At 59.2% G+C, this 20,626-nt stretch carries 19 protein-coding genes and 2 pseudogenes; 10 read left to right on the forward strand and 11 right to left on the reverse strand.

Features of this window, described 5'->3' with window-relative positions; translation table 11 throughout:
• Nucleotides 1-3 precede the first annotated feature (3 nt).
• Both AGA_RS11500 and AGA_RS11505 read left to right on the forward strand, forming a co-directional pair.
• Complete coding sequence (locus tag AGA_RS11500) at nucleotides 4-192, forward strand: DUF4089 domain-containing protein (protein WP_059024411.1); 189 nt, start codon at nucleotides 4-6, stop codon at nucleotides 190-192.
• A pseudogene (locus AGA_RS11505) lies at nucleotides 189-1,539 on the forward strand (AtzE family amidohydrolase). The gene AGA_RS11500 and the pseudogene AGA_RS11505 overlap by 4 nt, the downstream one beginning before the upstream one ends.
• Nucleotides 1,540-1,716: 177 nt before the next feature.
• On the opposite strand, the gene xdhC reads toward AGA_RS11505, so the two are convergent.
• Genes xdhC through AGA_RS11545 form a run of 8 tightly spaced genes read right to left on the reverse strand, consistent with a single transcriptional unit; the run spans nucleotide 1,717 to nucleotide 11,157 of the window.
• Nucleotides 1,717-2,592: a xanthine dehydrogenase accessory protein XdhC gene (xdhC, locus tag AGA_RS11510; RefSeq protein ID WP_059024412.1), complete on the reverse strand. Its 876-nt coding sequence runs from the start codon at nucleotides 2,590-2,592 to the stop codon at nucleotides 1,717-1,719.
• Nucleotides 2,573-4,951, reverse strand: coding sequence for a xanthine dehydrogenase molybdopterin binding subunit (gene xdhB / locus AGA_RS11515; protein WP_059024413.1), 2,379 nt, complete (start codon nucleotides 4,949-4,951; stop codon nucleotides 2,573-2,575). The genes xdhC and xdhB overlap by 20 nt, the downstream gene beginning before the upstream one ends.
• The gene (xdhA, locus tag AGA_RS11520; protein WP_059024414.1) at nucleotides 4,944-6,449 is read right to left on the reverse strand and encodes a xanthine dehydrogenase small subunit; all 1,506 of its coding nucleotides are present in this window, start codon (nucleotides 6,447-6,449) and stop codon (nucleotides 4,944-4,946) included. Before xdhA ends, xdhB begins: the two co-directional genes overlap by 8 nt.
• A gap of 60 nt (nucleotides 6,450-6,509) precedes the next feature.
• Nucleotides 6,510-7,922 (reverse strand): nucleobase:cation symporter-2 family protein, encoded by a 1,413-nt coding sequence (locus AGA_RS11525; RefSeq protein WP_083503697.1) that lies wholly within the window; start codon nucleotides 7,920-7,922, stop codon nucleotides 6,510-6,512.
• A 51-nt stretch (nucleotides 7,923-7,973) separates the two neighbouring features.
• The gene (gene uraH / locus AGA_RS11530) at nucleotides 7,974-8,306 is read right to left on the reverse strand and encodes a hydroxyisourate hydrolase (RefSeq protein ID WP_059024415.1); all 333 of its coding nucleotides are present in this window, start codon (nucleotides 8,304-8,306) and stop codon (nucleotides 7,974-7,976) included.
• Nucleotides 8,303-8,821 carry a 2-oxo-4-hydroxy-4-carboxy-5-ureidoimidazoline decarboxylase gene (gene uraD / locus AGA_RS11535; protein WP_172793743.1) on the reverse strand — a complete coding sequence of 173 codons (519 nt, stop codon included), beginning with the start codon at nucleotides 8,819-8,821 and terminating at the stop codon, nucleotides 8,303-8,305. Before uraD ends, uraH begins: the two co-directional genes overlap by 4 nt.
• Nucleotides 8,818-9,714, reverse strand: coding sequence for an allantoinase PuuE (gene puuE / locus AGA_RS11540; RefSeq protein WP_059024416.1), 897 nt, complete (start codon nucleotides 9,712-9,714; stop codon nucleotides 8,818-8,820). Before puuE ends, uraD begins: the two co-directional genes overlap by 4 nt.
• Nucleotides 9,715-9,738: 24 nt before the next feature.
• Nucleotides 9,739-11,157: an NAD(P)-binding domain-containing protein gene (locus tag AGA_RS11545; RefSeq protein ID WP_059024417.1), complete on the reverse strand. Its 1,419-nt coding sequence runs from the start codon at nucleotides 11,155-11,157 to the stop codon at nucleotides 9,739-9,741.
• A gap of 150 nt (nucleotides 11,158-11,307) precedes the next feature.
• On the opposite strand from AGA_RS11545, the gene AGA_RS11550 reads away from it, so the two are divergent.
• Both AGA_RS11550 and guaD read left to right on the forward strand, forming a co-directional pair.
• Nucleotides 11,308-12,210 carry a LysR family transcriptional regulator gene (locus AGA_RS11550; RefSeq protein WP_059024418.1) on the forward strand — a complete coding sequence of 301 codons (903 nt, stop codon included), beginning with the start codon at nucleotides 11,308-11,310 and terminating at the stop codon, nucleotides 12,208-12,210.
• A 19-nt stretch (nucleotides 12,211-12,229) separates the two neighbouring features.
• Nucleotides 12,230-13,558: a guanine deaminase gene (gene guaD / locus AGA_RS11555; protein ID WP_059024419.1), complete on the forward strand. Its 1,329-nt coding sequence runs from the start codon at nucleotides 12,230-12,232 to the stop codon at nucleotides 13,556-13,558.
• Between the two features lie 15 nt (nucleotides 13,559-13,573).
• Here the strand turns inward: guaD and AGA_RS11560 are convergent.
• Nucleotides 13,574-15,165 (reverse strand): annotated as a pseudogene (locus tag AGA_RS11560) (gamma-glutamyltransferase family protein).
• Between the two features lie 170 nt (nucleotides 15,166-15,335).
• On the opposite strand from AGA_RS11560, the gene AGA_RS11565 reads away from it, so the two are divergent.
• The 3 genes from AGA_RS11565 (at nucleotide 15,336) to AGA_RS11575 (ending at nucleotide 17,807) form a co-directional block, all read left to right on the forward strand.
• On the forward strand, nucleotides 15,336-15,923 hold the full coding sequence (locus AGA_RS11565; protein ID WP_059024420.1) for a nucleoside 2-deoxyribosyltransferase: 588 nt from the start codon (nucleotides 15,336-15,338) through the stop codon (nucleotides 15,921-15,923).
• A gap of 137 nt (nucleotides 15,924-16,060) precedes the next feature.
• Entirely contained in the window at nucleotides 16,061-17,311 is a 1,251-nt protein-coding gene (locus AGA_RS11570) for an FAD-dependent oxidoreductase (RefSeq protein ID WP_059024421.1), read from the forward strand.
• The gene (locus AGA_RS11575) at nucleotides 17,304-17,807 is read left to right on the forward strand and encodes a c-type cytochrome (RefSeq protein WP_059024422.1); all 504 of its coding nucleotides are present in this window, start codon (nucleotides 17,304-17,306) and stop codon (nucleotides 17,805-17,807) included. Before AGA_RS11570 ends, AGA_RS11575 begins: the two co-directional genes overlap by 8 nt.
• A 25-nt stretch (nucleotides 17,808-17,832) precedes the next feature.
• Here AGA_RS11575 and AGA_RS11580 read toward each other — a convergent pair whose 3' ends face one another.
• Complete coding sequence (locus AGA_RS11580; protein WP_059024423.1) at nucleotides 17,833-18,219, reverse strand: hypothetical protein; 387 nt, start codon at nucleotides 18,217-18,219, stop codon at nucleotides 17,833-17,835.
• Nucleotides 18,220-18,360: 141 nt separating this feature from the next.
• Between AGA_RS11580 and AGA_RS14225 the strand changes: the two genes are divergently transcribed.
• The 3 genes from AGA_RS14225 (at nucleotide 18,361) to AGA_RS11590 (ending at nucleotide 20,123) form a co-directional block, all read left to right on the forward strand.
• Nucleotides 18,361-18,660, forward strand: coding sequence for a hypothetical protein (locus tag AGA_RS14225; RefSeq protein WP_231945799.1), 300 nt, complete (start codon nucleotides 18,361-18,363; stop codon nucleotides 18,658-18,660).
• On the forward strand, nucleotides 18,657-19,148 hold the full coding sequence (locus tag AGA_RS14230; protein WP_231945801.1) for an META domain-containing protein: 492 nt from the start codon (nucleotides 18,657-18,659) through the stop codon (nucleotides 19,146-19,148). Before AGA_RS14225 ends, AGA_RS14230 begins: the two co-directional genes overlap by 4 nt.
• Nucleotides 19,149-19,448: 300 nt before the next feature.
• A complete protein-coding gene (locus tag AGA_RS11590) occupies nucleotides 19,449-20,123 on the forward strand; it encodes a hypothetical protein (RefSeq protein WP_059024424.1) in 675 nt (224 codons plus the stop codon).
• 43 nt (nucleotides 20,124-20,166) lie between these two features.
• Here AGA_RS11590 and AGA_RS11595 read toward each other — a convergent pair whose 3' ends face one another.
• Complete coding sequence (locus tag AGA_RS11595; protein ID WP_059024425.1) at nucleotides 20,167-20,562, reverse strand: hypothetical protein; 396 nt, start codon at nucleotides 20,560-20,562, stop codon at nucleotides 20,167-20,169.
• Nucleotides 20,563-20,626: the final 64 nt, after the last annotated feature.

Consider the following 20,626-nt stretch of genomic DNA (forward strand, 5'->3'; position numbering starts at 1 on the left):
GTTATGACCACGCCTCCCTTCTCTGATGAGGTTCTCGTTGCTGCCCGCGCTGCCGCCATGGATATTGAGCTGCCACCGGCCTGCATACCCGGCGTTATTAGCAACACCAGACTTTTGCAAAAATATGCCTCCCTTATAAGGGATTTTCCGCTTCCAGATACATGCGAACCAGCAGGGGAGTACACGCCATGACCCGGTTTGTCAGCGCCCTGAACATTGCGCAGGATATTCGCAGCGGCAAACGCAGTGCGGCGTCCGTTATGCAGGCAGTGCTTGCCACCATCCGCACGCAGGACAGCGCCATTCGCAGCGTGACCCACCTGTTTGCGGAGCAGGCCATGCAACAGGCCCACGCGGTAGATGCCCAACTGGCCCGCAAGGAACCCCTTCCGCCACTGGCTGGCGTGCCTTTTGGTGTCAAAGACCTGTTTGACATCAAAGGCCATGTCACCACTGCCGGGTCCATTGTGCTACGCAATACCCCCCCGGCAGCGCAGGACGCCGCCATTGTCGGCCGCCTGCGCGCAGCCGGGGCCATTCCCGTAGCAACGCTGAACATGGACGAATTTGCCTATGGTTTTGCAACGGATAACGCCCATTACGGCATAACCCGCAACCCGCACGACACAAGCCGTATGGCGGGTGGCTCCTCCGGCGGTTCTGCCGCAGCCGTTGCCGCCGGTTTTCTTCCGCTTACACTGGGGACAGACACTAACGGCTCCATCCGTGTACCGGCCTCCCTGTGCGGCGTATGGGGGCTTAAACCCACATTGGGCCGTCTGCCGCGTGAGGGTGCTTACCCTTTTTCCGCCAGTCTGGACGTTGTTGGCCATTTTGCCAGCACGCTGGATGACCTTCAGACCGCCTTTTACATTATGGCGGATACCGCGCCGGAGCCGGAGCCCCAAACCCTGCGGACCGCTTGCTTGGGGGGGTGGTTTGCACAAAACCTGACCCCCGCACTTGTCCGCCGCCATAAACCGCGTATGCCACCATCTGGGGCTATCGGGCACAGTTGAGCTCCCCCAAACCCCCACGGCCCGTGCGGCGTCCTTCCTGATTACAGCGTCCGAAGGGGGCACCCTGCACCTGCCCCGTCTGCGGACTGTGGCGGAGGAGTATGACCCAGCCACCCGCGACCGGCTACTGGCGGGCGCCATGTTGCCCGCCAGCACCTATGTGCAGGCACAGCGCTTCCGCCGCTGGTTCCGCCAGCAGGTCCATGCCCTGTTCGAACAGGTGGATGTGCTGATTGCACCTGCTGTAATGTGTGAGGCCCCCCGACTGGATGATCCCACCGTTATGGTTGGGGGCAAACCTGCCTCGGCCCGCGCCAACCTTGGCCTTTATACCCAACCGCTCAGCCTGCCCGGCCTCCCCGTGCTGTGCCTGCCGCTGGCCAACACAGGCACCCTGCCACTAGGTTTGCAGCTTGTTGCCGCTCCGGGGCGGGAGGCCGCGCTGTTCAGCCTTGCCCGCAAGCTGGAACAGGCCGGACTGGCAGGACGTTGCCCCCTGCCCGAACAGCAGGCCGCCTGAAACCAACTGGTGCTCTCTCGTTTTTTTGCGGACAACCATTGTGGTTCCGACAGAGTAAACGAGAGAGCAAACCCACACTGTTTTTTGGGTAGCAATACGGAACGTTGCAGCACGGCCCCACGGCCTCATTCGGCACCACTGTGCGAAGTCGCTACCGCTGCAAGCGGGGGCTTTGCATTACCCCTGTAATGCAAAGGGGGGATCATCCGCCTGTGTTGTTGTTCCAACCGTTTGGGGCATTGGGTGCAGCAATTTTTCCACCACCTCAGCCGCAACGAGAGCCGCTATGACCTCGGGGCGTTTATCACGCACGCCACGGTCTCCTATAGGGCAGACAAGTGCAGCCAGTTGTGTGGGAGTAACCCCTACTGCAAGCAGGGATTTTTCAAACCGCAGGCGCTTGGTGCGTGACCCAATCAGCCCCACATAAGCTAGGTTGGGTTGCTGGAGAGCTGCCTCCACAATAAGCGCATCCAATGTGTGGGACGGAGTAAGCACCAGCACGCCCGCACCGGGTGGGGCCGTTGCAAGCACATTCTGCCACGCAGAGGTCACGTGGACCTCTACTCCGTCTGGCACCGTGCCAAACTCCTCGGCCCTTGGGTCTATCCACACCAACCGGAGCGGAAGAGGAGCCAGTGCGTAAGCCAGTGCGCGCCCCACATGCCCCGCTCCGAACAAAAACAGGCTGGGCCGTGCTGCGGAAGCCCCGGCAAGCTGCTGCTCAAGCTGGGAGCATAAAGGCGGCGTCAACACCTCCAGCCGCACAGCCACACGCCCTCCACAACACTGGCTGACGTTTTTGCCACCCAGCACAATTTGCTGCTCACGCAGGGATTCCCCCGAATGCAGCATGGCGCGGGCATGTTGCTCGCACGCCAATTCCAACGCGCCGCCGCCAACAGTGCCAGCCACCACATGCTGGCCCACCAGCATAAAAGCCCCCTCCTCCCGCGGGGTGGAGCCACGCGTCAGGGTTACCCGTGCCACCACAAGCGGTTGCGGAGCCTGCCGCCACAGGCGGAGAAGGTTCTCAGGCGTGTACCTGCGCATTGGTCTCTCCCCCTTGCTGGCGCAGGCGTTCAGCCACACGCAATATCTGTTCAGGAGTAGCGGGAGCGTTCAACCCTGGGCAGGTGCGGTAATCATTCAAACTGGCCAGCGCATCGGAAATAGCGTGTAACACGGCCAGACCATGCACAAACGGAGGTTCCCCCACAGCCTTGGAGCGGAAGATGGTCTCCTCCCGGTTAGGCGCGTTCTCCAAGAGTTTAACGTTGAAAATGCGGGGGCGGTCAGAGCAGGCTGGAATTTTGTAGGTGCTGGGCGCATGTGTGCGCAAACGGCCTGCTGTATCCCAGAACAGTTCCTCCATGGTCAGCCAGCCAGCGCCCTGCACAAAGCCGCCCTCAATCTGGCCTATATCAATATCCGGGTTCAGAGACTGGCCAGCATCGTGCAGAATATCCACACGTTCAATACGGTTTTCACCCGTTAGCAGGTCCACAAGGACCTCCGCACAGGCTGCACCATATGCAAAGTAGTAAAACGGCCGCCCGCGCCCGGTCGCACCATCCCACGAAATTTTGGGTGTTTTGTAAAACCCCGTGGAAGACAGGGAAATACGCGCCATATAGGCCGCATTCACCAGCGTTGCGAATGGTATCACCTCAGCCCCCACCACCACGCCATCCGCTGTAAAGCGGATCTGCTCCGGCGCAACGTGCCACTTGTCTGCGGCAAAGGCGACCAGCCGGTCCTTGATCGTCCGCACGGCTGCCAGCACGGCCATACCGTTCAGGTCCGCGCCACTGGAGGCAGCCGTGGCGGACGTGTTGGGCACCTTGCCTGTTGTGGTGGCGGTAATGCGCACACGCTCCTTGGACAAACCAAATTCACGCATGGCAATCTGCACCATTTTGGTGTGCAGCCCCTGCCCCATTTCCGTGCCGCCGTGGTTCACCTGCACGGAACCATCGGTATAAACATGGACCAATGCGCCTGCCTGATTGAAATGCGTGGCAGTAAAGGAAATACCAAATTTGACCGGCGTTAACGCAATACCCCGCCGTAGATGGGGGCTTGTTCGGTTAAATACCCTTATCTGTTCACGACGTTTTCGGTAATCACAATCCGCTGCAAGCTGGGTCATAATCTCCCCGGCAATGGAATCCTCCACCGTCATATGGTACGGGGTCACATTACGGTCTGTTGTGCCGTAAACATTGCGCAACCGAACATCCAGCGGGTCCAGTCCGGTGGCAAACGCTATTTCCTCCATTATGCGTTCCGCTGCTGCCGCTCCCTGCGGACCACCAAACCCACGGAACGCGGTGTTGGACTGCGTGTTGGTGCGCAAGGGGATGGAGCGCAGGCGGACATCGGGGTAATAATAAGCGTTATCCGCATGGAACATGGCGCGGTCTGTAACCGGGCCGGACAAATCAGCCGACCAGCCACAACGTGCGGCCAGTTGCATATCCACTCCCAGAACGTGGCCCTGCGCATTAAAACCCACGTCATAATCAATAACAAAATCATGCCGCTTGCCTGTCACCAGCATGTCATCATCCCGGTCCATACGCAGCTTTGCGGGTTTGCCCGTGCGTTCTGCGGCTAGGGCAGCAAGGCAGGCGGCTATATTGGCCTGTGTTTCCTTCCCACCAAAGCCGCCCCCCATGCGCCGTACTTCCACGGTTACAAGGTTGTTGGGGCGGCCCAGAATATGCGCCACCATATGCTGGGTTTCGGTCGGATGCTGGGTAGATGAGCAGATGCGTATCTCCCCGTCCTCTCCCGGCCATGCCAGAGCGGCCTGCCCTTCCAGATAAAAATGCTCCTGCCCACCTACGGCAAGCTGGCCCGCAAGCCGGTGCGGAGCCTGTGCCAGTGCGTGGGGTGCATCCCCCCGTGTCATCTCCAATGACCGGCAGACCAGAGGGCTTCCCTGTGCCCGCGCCTGCTCAATGTTGAGGATAGCGGGCAGGTCTTCGTATTCCACCTGCGCCAGCACGGCGGCATGGCGGGCAGCGTGGCGGGTTTGCGCCACGACGGCAAACAGAGGCTGCCCGCAAAAGAACACCGTGTCCTCTGCCAGCAATGGCTCATCCCCCGCACCCACGGGGCTGACCTGATTATGACCGGGTATATCCTGCGCAGTCAGCACACAGACCACGCCAGGGTAAGCCCGGACCGCATCCAGCCCCATATGTGTAATACGCGCATGGGCGCGGCTGCTCAGGCCCAGTGCAACATGCACGGCCCCCTGTGGCAGCGGCACGTCATCCACATACCGGGCGTCTCCCGCTACGTGCAGATGTGCGCTTTCGTGCCGGAGGGAGGAGGACGCTGCTCCTGCTGGTGATTTTGGCTGTGCTTCGGTTTGCTGTAAGACTGTTGTTTGCTCAACCATGCGCCACCTCCTGCCAGTTCTGAAGTGTTTGCGCAGCAGGCGGGCTGCCGGGCATCAATGGCTCAAACAGACGGGCCAGCAGATTGGCGGCCACCGTTGTGCGGTACCACGCACTAGCCCGCATATCGGACAGGGGAGTAAAATCCTCTTTGACGGCAGCCTGCGCTGCATACAGGGTTGCCTGTGTTGCGGGCTGACCACGCATGGCGGCTTCCGCCCCACTTGCCCGACGGGGTATGCCCGCCATGCCGCCATAGGCCAAACGGGCATCCTGTATGGTGCCATCTGCCCCCATGCGCAGGACAAAAGCCCCCATAACGGCGGAAATATCCTGATCAAACCGTTTGGAAACCTTATACACGCCGCACACACTCCCCTGTGCCAACGGAGGGACAAGCACCCCCTCTATGAACTCACCGGGTCTAATGTCCTGCTTGCCGTAATCGAGAAAAAAGTCTTCGAGCGGTACAACTCTGCGCTCCTGTGCGCAACGCAGATGCAACTCCGCCCCAGCAGCCATAAAAATGGGAGGACCATCCCCAATAGGGGACGCATTGCCAATATTGCCGCATACCGTGGCGGCGTTCCTGACCTGAGTGGAGCCAATACGCCGCAGCGTATCTTCCGCCGCGGGCAGATGCGCCACCAGCAGCGGCATGGCCTCGCTATAGGTTACAGCCGCTCCAATCCACAATGCGCCATCGGGGCGGAGGCCACACTGGTGTAGGTCCTGCGCGGACCGCACGGCAATAATATGCGGTAGCCTGCGCAGCCTTTTGGTCACCCATAGCCCCACATCCGTGCCGCCAGCCACCAGCACGGCGGCCGGGTCTGCCGCATAGGCCGTGGCCAGCGCATTTGCACTGGCGGGCAGCGTTACGCGGCCTTCCCGGCTGGTCAGTTCCACTGTCTGCCCATCGTGCAGTTGCCGCAAACGGGCGGTTATTTCCGCAGTGCGCGCACCAATGGGCTCCCCGTTGCGGGCGCAATACAGGGCGGCTTTTTTCATGGCGCGCACAATGGGAGCATAGCCGGTACACCGGCACAAATTGCCTGCCAGCGCCTCGTTTATAACCCGCTCGCCATCCAGCGTGCCTTCCAGCTCCGCCAGATTGGCCCGTGTGGACAGCGCCACCATGGACATGACAAACCCCGGTGTACAGAACCCGCATTGTGACCCATGTTCATCCACCATGGCCTGCTGCACGGGGTGCAATGCGCCATCAGGCCCGCGAATATCCTCCACGGTCAGAAGCTGCGCGCCATCCAACATCCACATAAGATGAATACAGGCGTTAACGGCGCGCCAGACCAGTTGCCCCTGCTCCAGCCGCCCGACCAGCACCGTGCAGGCCCCGCAATCTCCTTCGTTACACCCTTCTTTGGTGCCCGTGCGGCCCTGCTGGTCACGCAGCCAGTCCAGCAAGGTGAGTTCCGGCGGCAGGTCAGACAGATGGTGGAGCGTATCCCCCACATAAAAGCTGATGTGGTGGCGCATGTGTGCCCTCCGGTAAGTATTTTTTTGTGTATCTGGCAAAGGGGCCGCAAGGGCCTGTGATTATTCCGGCTGAGTGCGCCCGATCTGCCCACCTGCTACGGTCGGCTTGTCCTGCGTGCTCACCACGTTCCACACCGGGGTTTCCAGTATAACCGCATCCTGTTCCTCCTCCTGCGGGGTGGAGCACAGGTTGCCGAAGTTAAACACCAGATGCAGCAGAATGGCGGACATGGCGCCCAGCGTAATGCCACTGCCAAAGATAACCTGCATCCACGCGGGAAAATGGTCAGCAATGTGGGGCTGAGCGGTTGCCAACATACTTAGCCCAATGCTGGTGCCCACAATAACCGTGTTGTTCAGGTTATCGAAATCCACTTTAACAAGGGTCTGAATCCCAACCACCGCCACGGCAGCAAACATGGCCAAGGCCGCCCCCCCCAGTACCGGCAGCGGCACACTGGCAATAATGGCAGCCAGTTTGGGCAGGCAGCCCAGCGCCATCATAATAAAGGCTGCAGCCACCACCACCCAGCGGCTGGTGACACGTGTGAGCCGCACAAGACCCACGTTTTCCGCAATGCAGGTGTAGGGGAAGGAATTCAGCACCCCACCAATAATGGTCGCCAGACCATCTGCCCGGATAGCGCGCGTAATATCCTCTGACGTAATATCTTTTTTGACAATGGAACCGGTTGCAAACACATCACCCGTTGTTTCCAGCATAGTGATGATCATAACCACAAGCATGGACAGCACAGGCACCACATGGAAGGTGGGCAGACCAAAGTAGAACGGTTGCGCCACCGTAACCCACGGCGCGGTCATCACACCATCAAAACTGGCATCACCCAGAAACCACGCGGTCAATGTGCCCGCCACCAGCCCGAACAACACGGCAATGCTGGCGATAAACCCCTTGAACATGCGCTGGATCAGCAAAATGGAGGCCAGCGTCCCCAGCCCATATGCCACATTGCGCATGTTGACCGGGTTTTGCATGACCCCCGTGCCCTGCCCGTTCACAATATCATTAGCCGCTACAGGCAGCAGAGCCAGCCCGATAACCAGAATGACAGACCCCGTAACCACGGGCGGGAAGAACTTGACCAGCTTGCCGAACCACGGAGCCGCCAGAAAAGTAAACAGCCCCCCGGCAATAACCGCGCCAAAAATCTGGGGTAATCCCTGCACACCCCCACCAGCCGCCACACCAATGGCGATCATGGGGGTAACAGCCACAAAGGTAACGCCCTGCAACAGCGGCAGCTTGACCCCAATGTAACGCCCAAGCCCTGCGGACTGGATGAAGGAGGCAATACCGCAGGTAAACAGATCCGCCTCAATCAGATGTTCAAGGGCGGCACGGGGCAGCCCCATGGCCCCCGCCAGCAGAACAGGCACAATAACGGCGGCTGCATAGAATGTGAGCACATGTTGCAGGCCATAGAACCCGAGCTTCCATGCCGGAAGCATCTGGTCCACAGGATGAACGGCGTGTGGCTTGTTGCTGGCAGGTTGCACGTGTCAGCTCCCCCTGTAGGTCGAATAGGCGTATGGGGCGACCAGCAGCGGCACATGGGCGTGCCCGCTACCGCCAAGACCAAAGTGGATTGGCACAATGTCAAGAAACGGCGGGTCTGCCAAAGGCGTACCCTGCTGGCGAAAATATGATGCCACCTCAAACTCAAGGCAATAGGCCCCGGCGGGCAGGTCCAGCGTCTTCAACTCCGGGCAGCGGCCATCCGCATCGGTTCGCCCTGTAAACAGAACACCCTGCGCACCACTAAGCCGGAACGCCACCCCCGCAGCCGGACGGCCGGAGACCGTATTGAGGACGTGGGTTGAAAGAGAACTCATGCCACCACCTTATCGTGCAAACGTAACGCGGCTATCGCGTCAATCTGGTTCAGGGCTTCGGCCAGTTCGCACTCTGGCGTACTGGCAAGCCGCCGTTCCATGGCCTGGGCAATAACCTGTTTGGCATTTCCGCCAACCTTGCGCACGCAGATAACAAACGGCATGCCAAATTTTTGTCCGTACGCATCATTCAGGGTCCGAAAATGCGCGTATTCCTCCGGCGTCAACCGGTCCAACCCTGCACCACCCTGCTCCCGTGCGGATGCATCGGTCAAACCCGGGTCCACTCCCAAACGGTGCCCCAGTTCGGGGTGGGCACGCACCAGAGCGTAGTGCTCGGCAACGCTTGCGCTCCGCATGGCGGCGGAAAAAGCCCTGCACATACCATCAACATCAGCAAAAGGCCGGCTACCTGCCGCCTTGGCCGCAACCCACGGTGAGTGTTCGTAAACACTCCCGAATGCCTCCACAAATGCTGCGACCGGCATGGTGTTAATGTCTGCCAGCGTCATCATGCCGGGTGGACCTTAAGCCAGTGGCGGGCAATGTCGGCCCGTGTTGCCACCCAGACATCCGCATGGTTGGCAACGTGCTCCAAAAAGCGGGCAACAGCCAGTGCCCGCGCAGGTTTGCCAGCCAGACGGCAGTGCAAACCGATGGACATCATACGCCCGCCCTCACGGTAGAGCATGTCAAAATTATCGCGCAGGTAGTGGAAGAACTGCTCGCCCTCGGTAAAGCCATTCAGGGCGGCAAACTTCATGTCATTCACATCCAGCGTGTACGGCACGATCAACTGGGGTTTGCCGTAGCGCCGGTCGTAATAAGGCAGGTCATCGGCGTAGGAATCTGCATCGTACAGAAAGCAGCCTTCCTCCACCACCAAACGGGCGGTGTTGGGGCTGGTGCGCCCCTGATACCAGCCTAGCGGCGGCGCACCAGTAACCTGCGTGTGCAGAGCTATGGCCTCGCGCATATGGGCGCGTTCCACATCCTCGGGCACATTCTGGTAATCTATCCAGCGCAGGCCGTGGGTTGCCATTTCCCACCCCCTGGCCTGCATGGCTGCTACGGCCTGTGGGTTACGGGCCAGAGCCATGGCAACACCAAAAACCGTTACGGGAAAACCTGCTTTTGCAAACAGGCGATGGAGCCGCCAAAACCCTGCACGGCTGCCATATTCATACAGACTTTCCATTTGCATGCAGCGCGCACCTGCAATGGAACTGGTGCCCACCATTTCGGACAGAAAGGCCTCGGACCCGCGATCTCCGTGGAGGATGCAGTTTTCCGCCCCCTCCTCGTAATTGATGACGAACTGCACGGCAATCCGTGCGCCACCGGGCCACTGTGCATCGGGCGGGGTGGCGCCATAACCGATCATGTCACGCGGGTATGTCTGGCTCATTTCTGTCCTGTTTTACGCTTGGTTTCAGGCCTGCTCAGGCGGGTCAAAACTGGTAAGTTCATCCACATCATAGTCCAGCAGGCTTTGCAGATGCAGGGCTCCATCTTGCACAAACAGGCTGCGCCCGATGCATGTTGTCAATTTTTCCACCCCAAAGCGCATACCGCTGATGGACGCACCGGAAAGCCCCATGCTGGGCATGGCGGAAAACGTAAAGTTGTAAATGCACGCAAGCATGGGGGCCAGCGGGTCATCCTTTTCCAGCGGCTGGAACTGGAACGACCGGCTCAAATAAGGGTGGCTACCCAGCAGGGTGCTCTGCTCATCCGTCGGCGCTTCAAACCGGTCTCTCCACAGGGCAATACGGCTGGCGACACGCGCCAGTTCAGGCCGCTGGGCAAGGTCGATGACAAACCCGGTGCCAATAATCAGGAAGTCGAACGTCATCTCCCCATGCGGGGTGGTCACAACAACCGCACCGTTTTCTTCCCGCACGGACAGCCACGGTGTGCCGGGGTGGAACGCAAAGTTGGGGTGCTTGCGGCACCGCCAGAACGTATCCTGCGGGGGCGGCTGGTTCAGGTCGTAAATCCGGCGCATAAACCGCCAGCGCAGAATATCCGGCAGGTCGGACAGGTAGCTCAGGAAGCCCGCATTCTCCATCCAACGGTAAGGGTTAACCGTGGGGATCTGCTTGCGGCGCAGGCAAAGGTCCACACTGGCCGCACCGTGTTCAAGCGCTGTTGCCGCGTTATCAAACGCCGAGGCACCAGCACCCAGCACACCAATGCGCTTGCCACGCAGGGCTTCAAAGTCGATCTGCTCACAGGTGTGGGCGTAACGGCTTTTGGGCAGGACGCTGGTAATAAAATCGGGCACATGCCACGCACCACCCCCTTCTATGCCGGTGGCCAGCACAACGCGGCGTGCCCACACAACATGTTCGGCCCCACCTGCACAGGCAAAGGTCAGCTTAAGCAGCCCATCTTCCCATGCAATATCAGCCAGACGGTGTTCGTTCTTAACCGGCAGGTCCAGAACATCCCGCAGCCAGTCCAGATAGTCCTGCCAGTCCTGACGGGAGATTTTATCCAGCTTCCGCCATGCTTCCTCGCCGTATTTTGCCTCATACCAGGACTGGGGCGTCAGGCTGGGAATACCAAGGTCGGGACCGGTAACATGCTTGGGCGTGCGCAGGGTGATCATGCGGGCAAAAGTGACCCACGGCCCTTCGGCCCCCTGTGGGGCCATGTCAAAAATGCACGTGTTGGTTACGCCACGCCGCCTTAGCCCAAAGCACGTGGCCAGCCCACCCTGACCACCGCCAATAATGGCCACATCCAGCACATCCTTACCGTCGTGCTGGTGGGGAATACACCAGTTGCCAGAAGCAAACTGGATTTTGGCAAGATCGTCCCGGACGCGTCTGTTAAGATGTTCCATACCTGTTTATCAGTCCACATTATGCACATCGGGAATCCTGTGTGGTTCCTGATCATGCCAATAAAATCAGACTTACTGTTTCACACACGTATCGTTCTTGTATATGATTTAATTCAGCATGGTGCGTTCGCAAAAAGAGAGCAAAAGCTGATGCCCGTTTTCTCCCGGTTCCTGCGTTATTTTATGGCGGTGGCCCAACATGGCTCCATCAGAAAAGCCTCGGACGAGTTGCACATTGCCGCCTCCGCCATAGACCGGCAGGTGTTGCAGGGGGAAAAAATTCTGGGCACCCAGTTGTTTGAACGCCTGCCCTCCGGCCTGCGGCTGACCACAGCGGGGGAGCTACTTCTAACATCCTGCCGCCGCTGGTCGCGCGACCTGAACGCCCTGCAAACACAGCTTGATAACCTCAAAGGCTTACGGCAGGGCGCTACGGATATTCTAATCCCCGATGCCCTGACAAAAGGGTTTTTACCCACTCTGCTCGGCAAGCTGCGCCAAACGCACCCCGGCATTATGGTGAGTGTACATGTGCGCAAAAGCCATGATATGGGCGAGCTTTTGGTCAAAGGTCATGCCGATTTTGCGTTGATGTTCAACCCCGGCCACATGCGTGAACTGACCGTGCGGACCCACAAGGAAATTCCACTCGGCTTTGTCTGCCTTCCCTCGCACGAGATCGCCACTCTGGCCGAGGCGCGCTTCAGCCTTGCGGCGGAATACCCGATGATTATTCCAGCCCCCCCACTCGCCCTCTGGCGGCCCATTGGCGTGCTGGAAGCAGAAACAGGCGTCAAGGTCGCAACCGTGGCCAAGGCGGACAACATCCAGATGATCAAATCCATGGTGCTGGAAGGGGCCGGTGTGGGTATTCTGAGCTACCTTGATGCGTATGATGAGGTGCAGAAAGGCCAGCTTGCCTTTACCCCCATTGTTAACCGCAAGCTGCCCCCTCTTACGCTCGCCCTGTGCGTGGACCGCTCGCGCCAGCTTTCCACGGCCGCGCGGTTCATTATTACCGAAATTGAAAACTTTTTTGCCGAACAGTTTTAACTGCCAAAAAGCCATTACCATGCCACACCCCCATGACCGCCGCGCCATACGTGGCAGCTACATCACCTTCCGCGCCAACCCGTTTGATGTGCCCGCACACGATGCGCTGGTGTACGAGGAGGATGGCCTGATTATTATGGAGCATGGGCGCATTACGCATTGCGGCGCCTATGCCAGCCTGCACGGACTGCTGGGGGACAACACCCCCCTGACCCATTACCCTGACAGCCTGATTAGCGCAGGGTTTATAGACGCGCATGTGCATTACCCCCAGATTTCGGCCATCGCCTCATGGGGGGAGCAGCTTCTGCCTTGGCTGGAACAATATATTTTTCCAACCGAGGCCGAATTTTCCAATAAAGATGTCGCCCGGCAGACCGCACGCTTTTTTCTGAGCGAACTGCTGCGCAATGGCACTACCACGGCAGCGGTGTACTGCACGGTGCACCCGCAGTCTGTTGATGCGTTTTTTGAAGAATCCGCCCGCCTAGGCACCCGCATGATTGCTGGCAAAGTGCTGATGGACCGCAACTGCCCCCCCAACCTGCGCGACACAGCCCAAAGCGGGTATGACCAGTCCAAGGACCTCATCAGCCGTTGGCATGGCAAGGACCGCCAGCTTTATGCCGTAACCCCGCGCTTTGCCATAACCAGCACACCAGAACAGCTGGAACTGGCGGGGGACCTGCTCCGCAGCACACCCGGCCTGTACATGCAGACCCATCTGGCCGAGAATCTGGATGAAATGGCCGCCGTGCGCAGCCTGTTCCCCAACCATGCGTCCTATCTGGATGTGTATGCCAAAGCCGGATTGGATGGACCACGCGCCATATTTGGCCACGGTATCCACATGACCGAGCATGACTTTGCGCACTGCCACCATTCAGGCTGCACACTGGCCCATTGCCCCACCTCCAACCTGTTTTTGGGCAGCGGCAGTTTCCGCCTGTTTGAGGCGCTCAACCCTGCCCGACCCGTGCATGTTGCTCTGGGCACAGATGTTGGGGCGGGCACATCACTCTCCCTTCTGGCCACAATGGGGGAGGCTTATAAAGTGTCTCTCATGGCGGGGGATGCGCGGCTTTCGGCCATTCAGGCGCTTTGGCTGGCAACAGCGGGGGCAGCCCGTGCGCTGCACCTGCATGAGCAGATCGGTCGTATAGCGCCGGGTATGGAGGCTGATCTGTGCGTTATGGACCCGGCCGCCACCCCGCTTATGGCGCAACGTACCGCACGCTGCACCAGCCTGAGCGAACGCCTGTTCGCCCTGATGGTGCTGGGCGATGACCGGGCCATCCGCGCCACATGGGCAAATGGCCGCCCGGTCTATGAAAAACCTTTGGATTAAACGGAAGGTTTTAAACTAGAAACCCGCCACGCAGCCATCGCTACGGGGGTCTGCTGCACCTTCCAGCAGACCGCCCGCATGGCGCACAATGGCCCCGGCATGGCCCATCATGCTGGTAAAGGGCGCCACGCGTTCCACCACATGGCCGGCCTGTTCCAGCCAGTCTACAACGCCGGCGTCAAACCGGCTTTCTATTTTGAGCGAATGGCTGTTGCTGCCCCATGTGCGCCCCAGCAGCCAACGTGGCGCGGTGACCGCCTGCTGCACCGGCACACCAAACATGGCATAACGCGTAAACAGGGCCGCCTGTGTTTGCGGCTGCCCCTCGCCCCCCATGGTGCCGTAAACCATCACCCGTCCATCATCAAACCGGGCAAGGGCCGGGTTAAGGGTATGAAAAGGCTTGCGTCCGGGCACAAACGCATTCCACGCTCCCTCCTCCAGTTGGAAGGACGCTCCGCGGTTCTGCCACAAAAGTCCTGTTTGCGGCAGAAAGACACCGGACCCGAACTCAAAATACAGGCTCTGGATCATGCTAACAGCAACACCGGCGGAATCCACAGCCCCCATCCATGTGGTGTCCCCCATTTGGGATGGGGCAGGCCACGGCATGGCCCGATGCGGGTCAATGCGAGCGGCCATGGCATCAAACCGGGCATCATCATCCAGAAAAGCCTGCGCATCTTCCGTCATCCAGCGTGGGTCCCCCACATGCGCGTTGCGGAAGAGGAACGCATGTTTGGTGGCCTCTACCAGCCCATGCACATACGCAAAGCCATCCACCTCCTGCACGTTGAGTTTTTCAAACAGCTTGAGAATGGCAAGGGAGGCCACGCCCTGTGTGGGAGGCGGAACATTATACACCTGTGCACCCGCCACACTTGTATGCAGGGGGGAGGCGTTGCAACTGCGTGGTGTGCAAAATCCTGCGCGCGGAGCGGGCTGCCTGCGCGGGCCAGATCGGCCAGCAGGCTGCGCCCGACCTCGCCTGTATAAAAACTTTCCAACCCATCCCGAATCAGGCTTTGCAATGTTGCGGCCAGAGCGGGGTTTTTGCGTATATCACCCGCAGCAGGCAGGCGACCCTGCGGGGCGTAGGCAGCTGCAAAATCTGCATTACCCAAAAGTTCCGCCTGCTTTTCCGCCAGCAATGCGGCCTCGCTCCCCGTCAGCGCGTAGCCATTACGGGCGTACCATATGGCATCTTCCAGCACGGCCTCCAGCGGCAGAGCGGGCTGGAGTGCGGCACTCCGCTGCAATGCCGCCTGCCAGCCGGAAACAGCACCCGCCATGGTATTGGCCGCCCAGCCCCCACGCCACGGCACAGTCCTGTGGCCTGCTGCGGCATAATCCTGCACACTGGTGTGCAACGCCGCCGCACCACAGGCCTCCAGCACCTCCGTTCGACCATCGGGGTAGGAGATCAGCCAGAAGGCATCCCCCCCCATCCCCGTCATATGGGGGTAAACCGCGCAGAGCGTGGCCGCCATGGCGGTCACCGCCTCCAGCGCCGTACCGCCCTTTTTTAAAATAGCCAGACCACTCTGGCTGGCCAGATGGTGGGGGGATGTCACCATCCCTCGGGTGGACTGAAAACTGTGCAGCATGGTCTGGGTCACTCCCGCTTCGGTCTGGCCTGTGTCTTGCGTTCAGGATACCGCGCTTTTCTGCCAGCCCCCATAAGCAAAAAAAGCACGCCCCCATTGCCAAAGAGCGAGAGGGCTGCTGGGTTGGGCACTTATACCCGCAAGACCCCACAGGCCGGAGGACCACCCCCATGCCAGACCTGACAGACCAGCCACACAGCCCTGCCGTTTATCTGGCTGGCCCAGACGTGTTCCGCCAGAACGCCATGGAACATGGGGCGCAACTGGTCGCCACATGCGCGCAGGCAGGGCTGAAAGGCCTGTACCCTCTGGATGCCGAACTGGGGGCGCACACCCATGACAGCCCTTCCACTCTGGCCGCAGCCATTGCCCGCGCCAATATGGGGCTCATCCGGCAAAGTTGCGCCGTTATTGCCGACCTCTCCCCATTCCGTGGTCCCAATGTGGATGACGGCACAGCGTTTGAAATTGGATATGCCCATGCGCTTGGCCTGCCGATTTTTGGCTATGTTTGCACCGGCGCACACACCGCACCTTACCCGGAGCGGGTGCGGGCCAGTGGTGAAAAACTGACCACCATCACGCATGACAATCGCCCCACTCTGGTGGATGAAACCGGGATGATGGTGGAAGACTTTGGCCTACCCGTAAACCTGATGATCGCCACCATTCTCCATGAACCCGGCCACATTTTTACTTCTGCTACAGCGGCCATTGCGGCGGCGGCCACCCATCTGCGCAGCCAGAACCGCCCGTAACGTGCGCCTGCACGCCTGATTTTTCCATATCCGGCGCCATATGGACTGTTTTACCCTCGGGGGTAGCGCAGGCGGGTCAAACTCCCTTATGGTAAGAGTCTTACCCGCCAGTTGAAACACCATTAGGAATACGCAGATTGAAACGTAGAGACCTGTTTGCGGCCTCTCTGGCAGCCGGGATTGTGGGAAGCACGCGCCGTGGCTGGGCAGCCGCCCCCGATGCAGCTGCCGCCCTTGGTCGCACCGCGCTGCATGGCACCATTCCCCGCCTTGTGCCCATTCGTGCCCATGCCGACCAGATTATGGATATTAAGGTCTGTCTGCGCCCCTTCCGCCCCGCAGGCCCCCGGATGGATGTGGAGCATGTCGCGGGCAAGACCGTGGTGCACAATTACGGCCACGGCGGTAGCGGCTGGTCCCTCTCTTGGGGGGCGGCACATATGGCCGTTGGCCATGCCGCCACCACGCTGGAGCGCAAGGTAGCGGTGATAGGCTGCGGCATTATTGGCCTGACCTCGGCCCTGACCGCGCAACGCGCCGGGTTTGATGTTACCATTTACACCCGTGACCTGCTGCCCCACACGCGCTCCGTCCGCGCCAACGGAAGCTGGACCCCGGATTCCCGCATAGCCCTGACCCAGCAGGCTGGCCCCGGCTTTGCCCAGACGTGGGAAAAAATGGCCCGTTACTCTTGGCAGACATACCGCGACTATCTGGGCCTGCCCGGCAACCCGATCGACTTTAGGGATAATTATACCCTGTCCGACACACCGTTGGATGCGGCCGACCATGCCCCTGCCCCCGTGGACCCCGCCAAAGGCACCTTTGCCACCACAGGCGCACCGCAAAGCAATGCTGAATTTGCAGAATACGGCAGCCGCATAGCGGACATCATCCCCGCATCCGAGCTACTGGCCGGGGCCGATAATCCGTTCCCCGCGGCTTATGCCCGCCGCACACCGTTGATGATCTACAATTTTGGGGCATACAGCCACCTGCTGCTCTCGGAGTTCCATCAGGCTGGTGGACGTATTGTGATCCGTGAGTTCCATAGCCCGTCTGATCTGGCGGAACTGCCCGAACGGGTGGTGATCAACTGCCCCGGCTATGCCGCGCGGGACTTGTGGAACGACAAATCGCTTATTCCCGTAAGGGGGCAGACCTGCTGGCTGCCACCCCAGCCAGACGCCCTTTACGCGCTGGAATACAAGGGCGCTGCCATGATCTCCAAAACCGATGGTGTGATGATTCAGGGCTACGACCTGAACGGACTGGGCGACATGGATGGCGTAGGCAACAGTTTTGAACGCCCCGACCGCGCGGAAGCGGAAAAGGCGATTGCGATTGTTGAAGACCTGTTTTCCCGCTTTCAGCCACGCAATGGGTAAGGGCGGTATGATGAGCTTTGTATTCCCCCTGCGCACAAGCCTGCTGGCCTGCGCACTGGCGTGCCTGCCTCTTGCCCATGCGGCATGGGCCGACCCGCAGCACACCTCCCGCACCGGCAGCCGTGCGGGTAATGGGCAGCCCGTCTCCTTCTCTGCCGAGCAGGTCGCACATGGTGCCCAGATTTACGCGGGTGCTTGCGCCATGTGCCACGGCGCTGACCTTGAAGGCGGGCATGATGTGCCCGATCTGGGCAATTATTTTGCGGCTCGCTGGGCCAACACGCCGCTCGACAGGCTGGCCGGGTATATTACCCACGCCATGCCACTTATGGCGCCCGGCACCTTGCCCCCGCAGGATACGGCAGCCCTTGTTGCCTTCCTGCTCCACCAGAACGGTGTAACCTCAGCCAGCAATGCCCCGCTTCCCATGGAGGAGGACAGGCTGGCCAAAATGCGTTTTCCCGCTCCCGGTCAGAGCACAGGCAACAGGCCCTGACAAAGCCTGAGGCTGGGCCACAGCATTAGCCCTGTGGCCCAGCCTCCAGCGCTGCCTGACAACGGACATAGGAATCCTTGTCCCTAAAAACAAACAGCACATAATAATCCAGCGCCCGCCCGCGCCTACGGGTGGTGTGGGTATAAAACGGGTAAACATCCTGCGGTGCGTCATACCCGGTCGGCAATGGCTCCGATGCCATTACCGTATCCACCCGGAACAGTGGCACATACACATGGACAGGGCCGGGGTTGCGGCGCACATGCCATAAATGACGACGGAACTTGCGCAGCCGGTCTGGCAGAATGAACACCATGTTCTCTTCAATAAACCGTTCATCCGGCTGGGCGCGGCGCAGGTAGCGTGCATCCTCCGGCATATCGCAAAAATAATTGTAGCCCTGAATAATCATACGCCGCTTTTAATCCGCCCTTGCCGGAAGGAACACCCCATCTGCACTGCGCCTGCTGCCACCAAGGGAAAGAAACCCGTTGTGCCCGCGCGCCAAACAGCCATACTGCTGGTGTCCGTAATAAAGAGGAGGAGCCGCTTCATGGCCCTGCCACGCATTCGTTCTTTTTTGGCTCCTTGTGCGCTTGCCTTTGTGGCGGGGTGTGCAGCGCAGTCTCATCCCATAGCCCTGAACGGGGCAGACAGCAGCGTCTATGAAGCACGAGGGAACGAGCCATTCTGGAACCTCAGCATGGCGGATGGCACATTGGCCCTGACCTCCCCTGACAGCCCACGCCTGACACGCACAATAAGCCGGGCCTACACGCGCGGCCATTCCCGTTATTATGAAGCGCCCGACATGACCGTGGTTACAGCCCCTCCCGCTGCGAGGACACCATGAGCGGGCAACTGTTTACGGAGACTGTGCGCATTACAACCAAAAACCGCACACTCAAAGGGTGTGGTGGCAGCCTTCTGCCCCCCACACGACTGAACGCCACGCGCTGGGTTGCCACAGAACTGGACGGCCACAAGCTGAAGAATGGCAACTTCCTGCCCGATGCGCATGATAGCGCCACGGATGAAAACCCCGATCCGGCGGCCGATATGTTCACCCCCACGCTGGATATTAACGATAGCGGTAAAATATCGGGTTCGGATGGCTGCAACCGTTACGCCGGGGGGCTTGTATTTGGTGATGCAGGCAAAGTAACACCCGCACAGCAGGCAGGCATAAGCACGCTTATGGCCTGCCCCGGCGCCCATGGCCGCGTCTCTGGCCTTTTCCTCAGCCTCCTGCACACTGTGCAGTCGTGGACAATTGAGGATAACGCACTTGTGCTGCAAACGCGGGACGGAAAAACCATACGCCTGCGCCAGACCTTTTAAACCATAGGTGGCATTTCCTCCTGCGCGGCATGAGGTATGCCACCCTCTGGTCCTTGCGTAAAATACGCACAAACATCCCCTCGCAAGGCACCGATCCTGACAGATTTTTCAGCTATTCTGAAAAAAATATTCCATTTTGCAGTAAAAGTTAATTGTTAACGCAAAATTCACATTTTCTGTGCCATAAACGGATGAGCGTATTTTAAGCATGGCATCCTTCAAAGGATTCAAACGCACACCATGATACCCCCAGTTTTGCAAACCCTACCTGTTTCAGACCCTTTTTCCTGAAGTACCATCATGCCCAATCCCCAGCTTTCAGGGCCTTTCATCCTTACCAAAGCCAGATTTTACGATAAATTTGTCGAATTAACCCATGCTCCGAGCCAAAATTTCCGCACAGTTGTCAATGGCATTAATCAAGACGAATTACTTGCCGTAACACTGCGCGCATTCCGGGCCTCGCAACTTCGGGTTTCCGGTATTTTAAGCGTAGCAAAGCGCTTTGCCGATCTGAATGACACCCTGCCCTTTGAGGTCTGCGCCTGCCTGTATAAGAATTTTCTCAAGGCAACGGCGCGTGATATTGGTATTTATACAAAAATTACATTTTCGGAATATTTATACTACTCGATCCATTACGAAAAATGCAAAGAAACCTATTCTGCAGATACCCTCATCCCGGCCATTTATAGCCCGGAGCAGCCGTTAGGCCGCGTTATGGGCGGCCACATTGCGTTGGAAATTGTACTGCTCACCATCTGCCAGGCCAACGCCAGACGCCTGAATGACACAGAGTGGCTGGACACAATACCGGACATGGGATGCCATGCGCATATCATGCACATTCTGCTACGCAACCAGTTGCTGACCTTTGAGGATGTGCAGGAAGAATTCGAGCACATCATGCTCTGCGCAACCGAATTCATTTTTGATGCAGTCAGAACATCATCCAGCAAAAACCCCCTTGGCTGAACCAAGAGGGTTTTTAAGGCATACCGGATAAAATACCTGTGCGTTACAGGTGTTCCTCACCCTGCTGCGTAGCTGGCTGCTGCGGCTGAGCTGGCGCGGGCTGCCCCTCCGGCTTGGCTGTTGTGCTGCCGGGGCTGGTGGAATGTTCCACGTCATAGGCCGTGGCTTTCTGCTCATACGTGCCTTTTGCGCCGGGATGTTCCTGATCGTACAGTTTGGCCTTGTTCTTGGCTTCCTTGCGGTATTCGTGCCGCCGGTACATGCCGGTTACGCATCCGGCAGCCGCACCCATAACGGCGTGGTTGGCCAGATGCCCGCCAACCGCACCCGCGGCACCATATTTAAGACAGCCGCCCGGTTCAGCCTGAACAACAGTGCTTCCCACTGTTGCGGCCATAAGCCCTGCCAGTCCCAGTGTCATCACGCGGTGCAGTGTCATACGCTTTCTCTTTTCTCTCAACAAACTGGCCCGACTGTATGGGCCAATCCTTCTGATACCTGTA

It is taken from the genome of Acetobacter ghanensis, assembly GCF_001499675.1.
GTDB lineage: Bacteria > Pseudomonadota > Alphaproteobacteria > Acetobacterales > Acetobacteraceae > Acetobacter > Acetobacter ghanensis.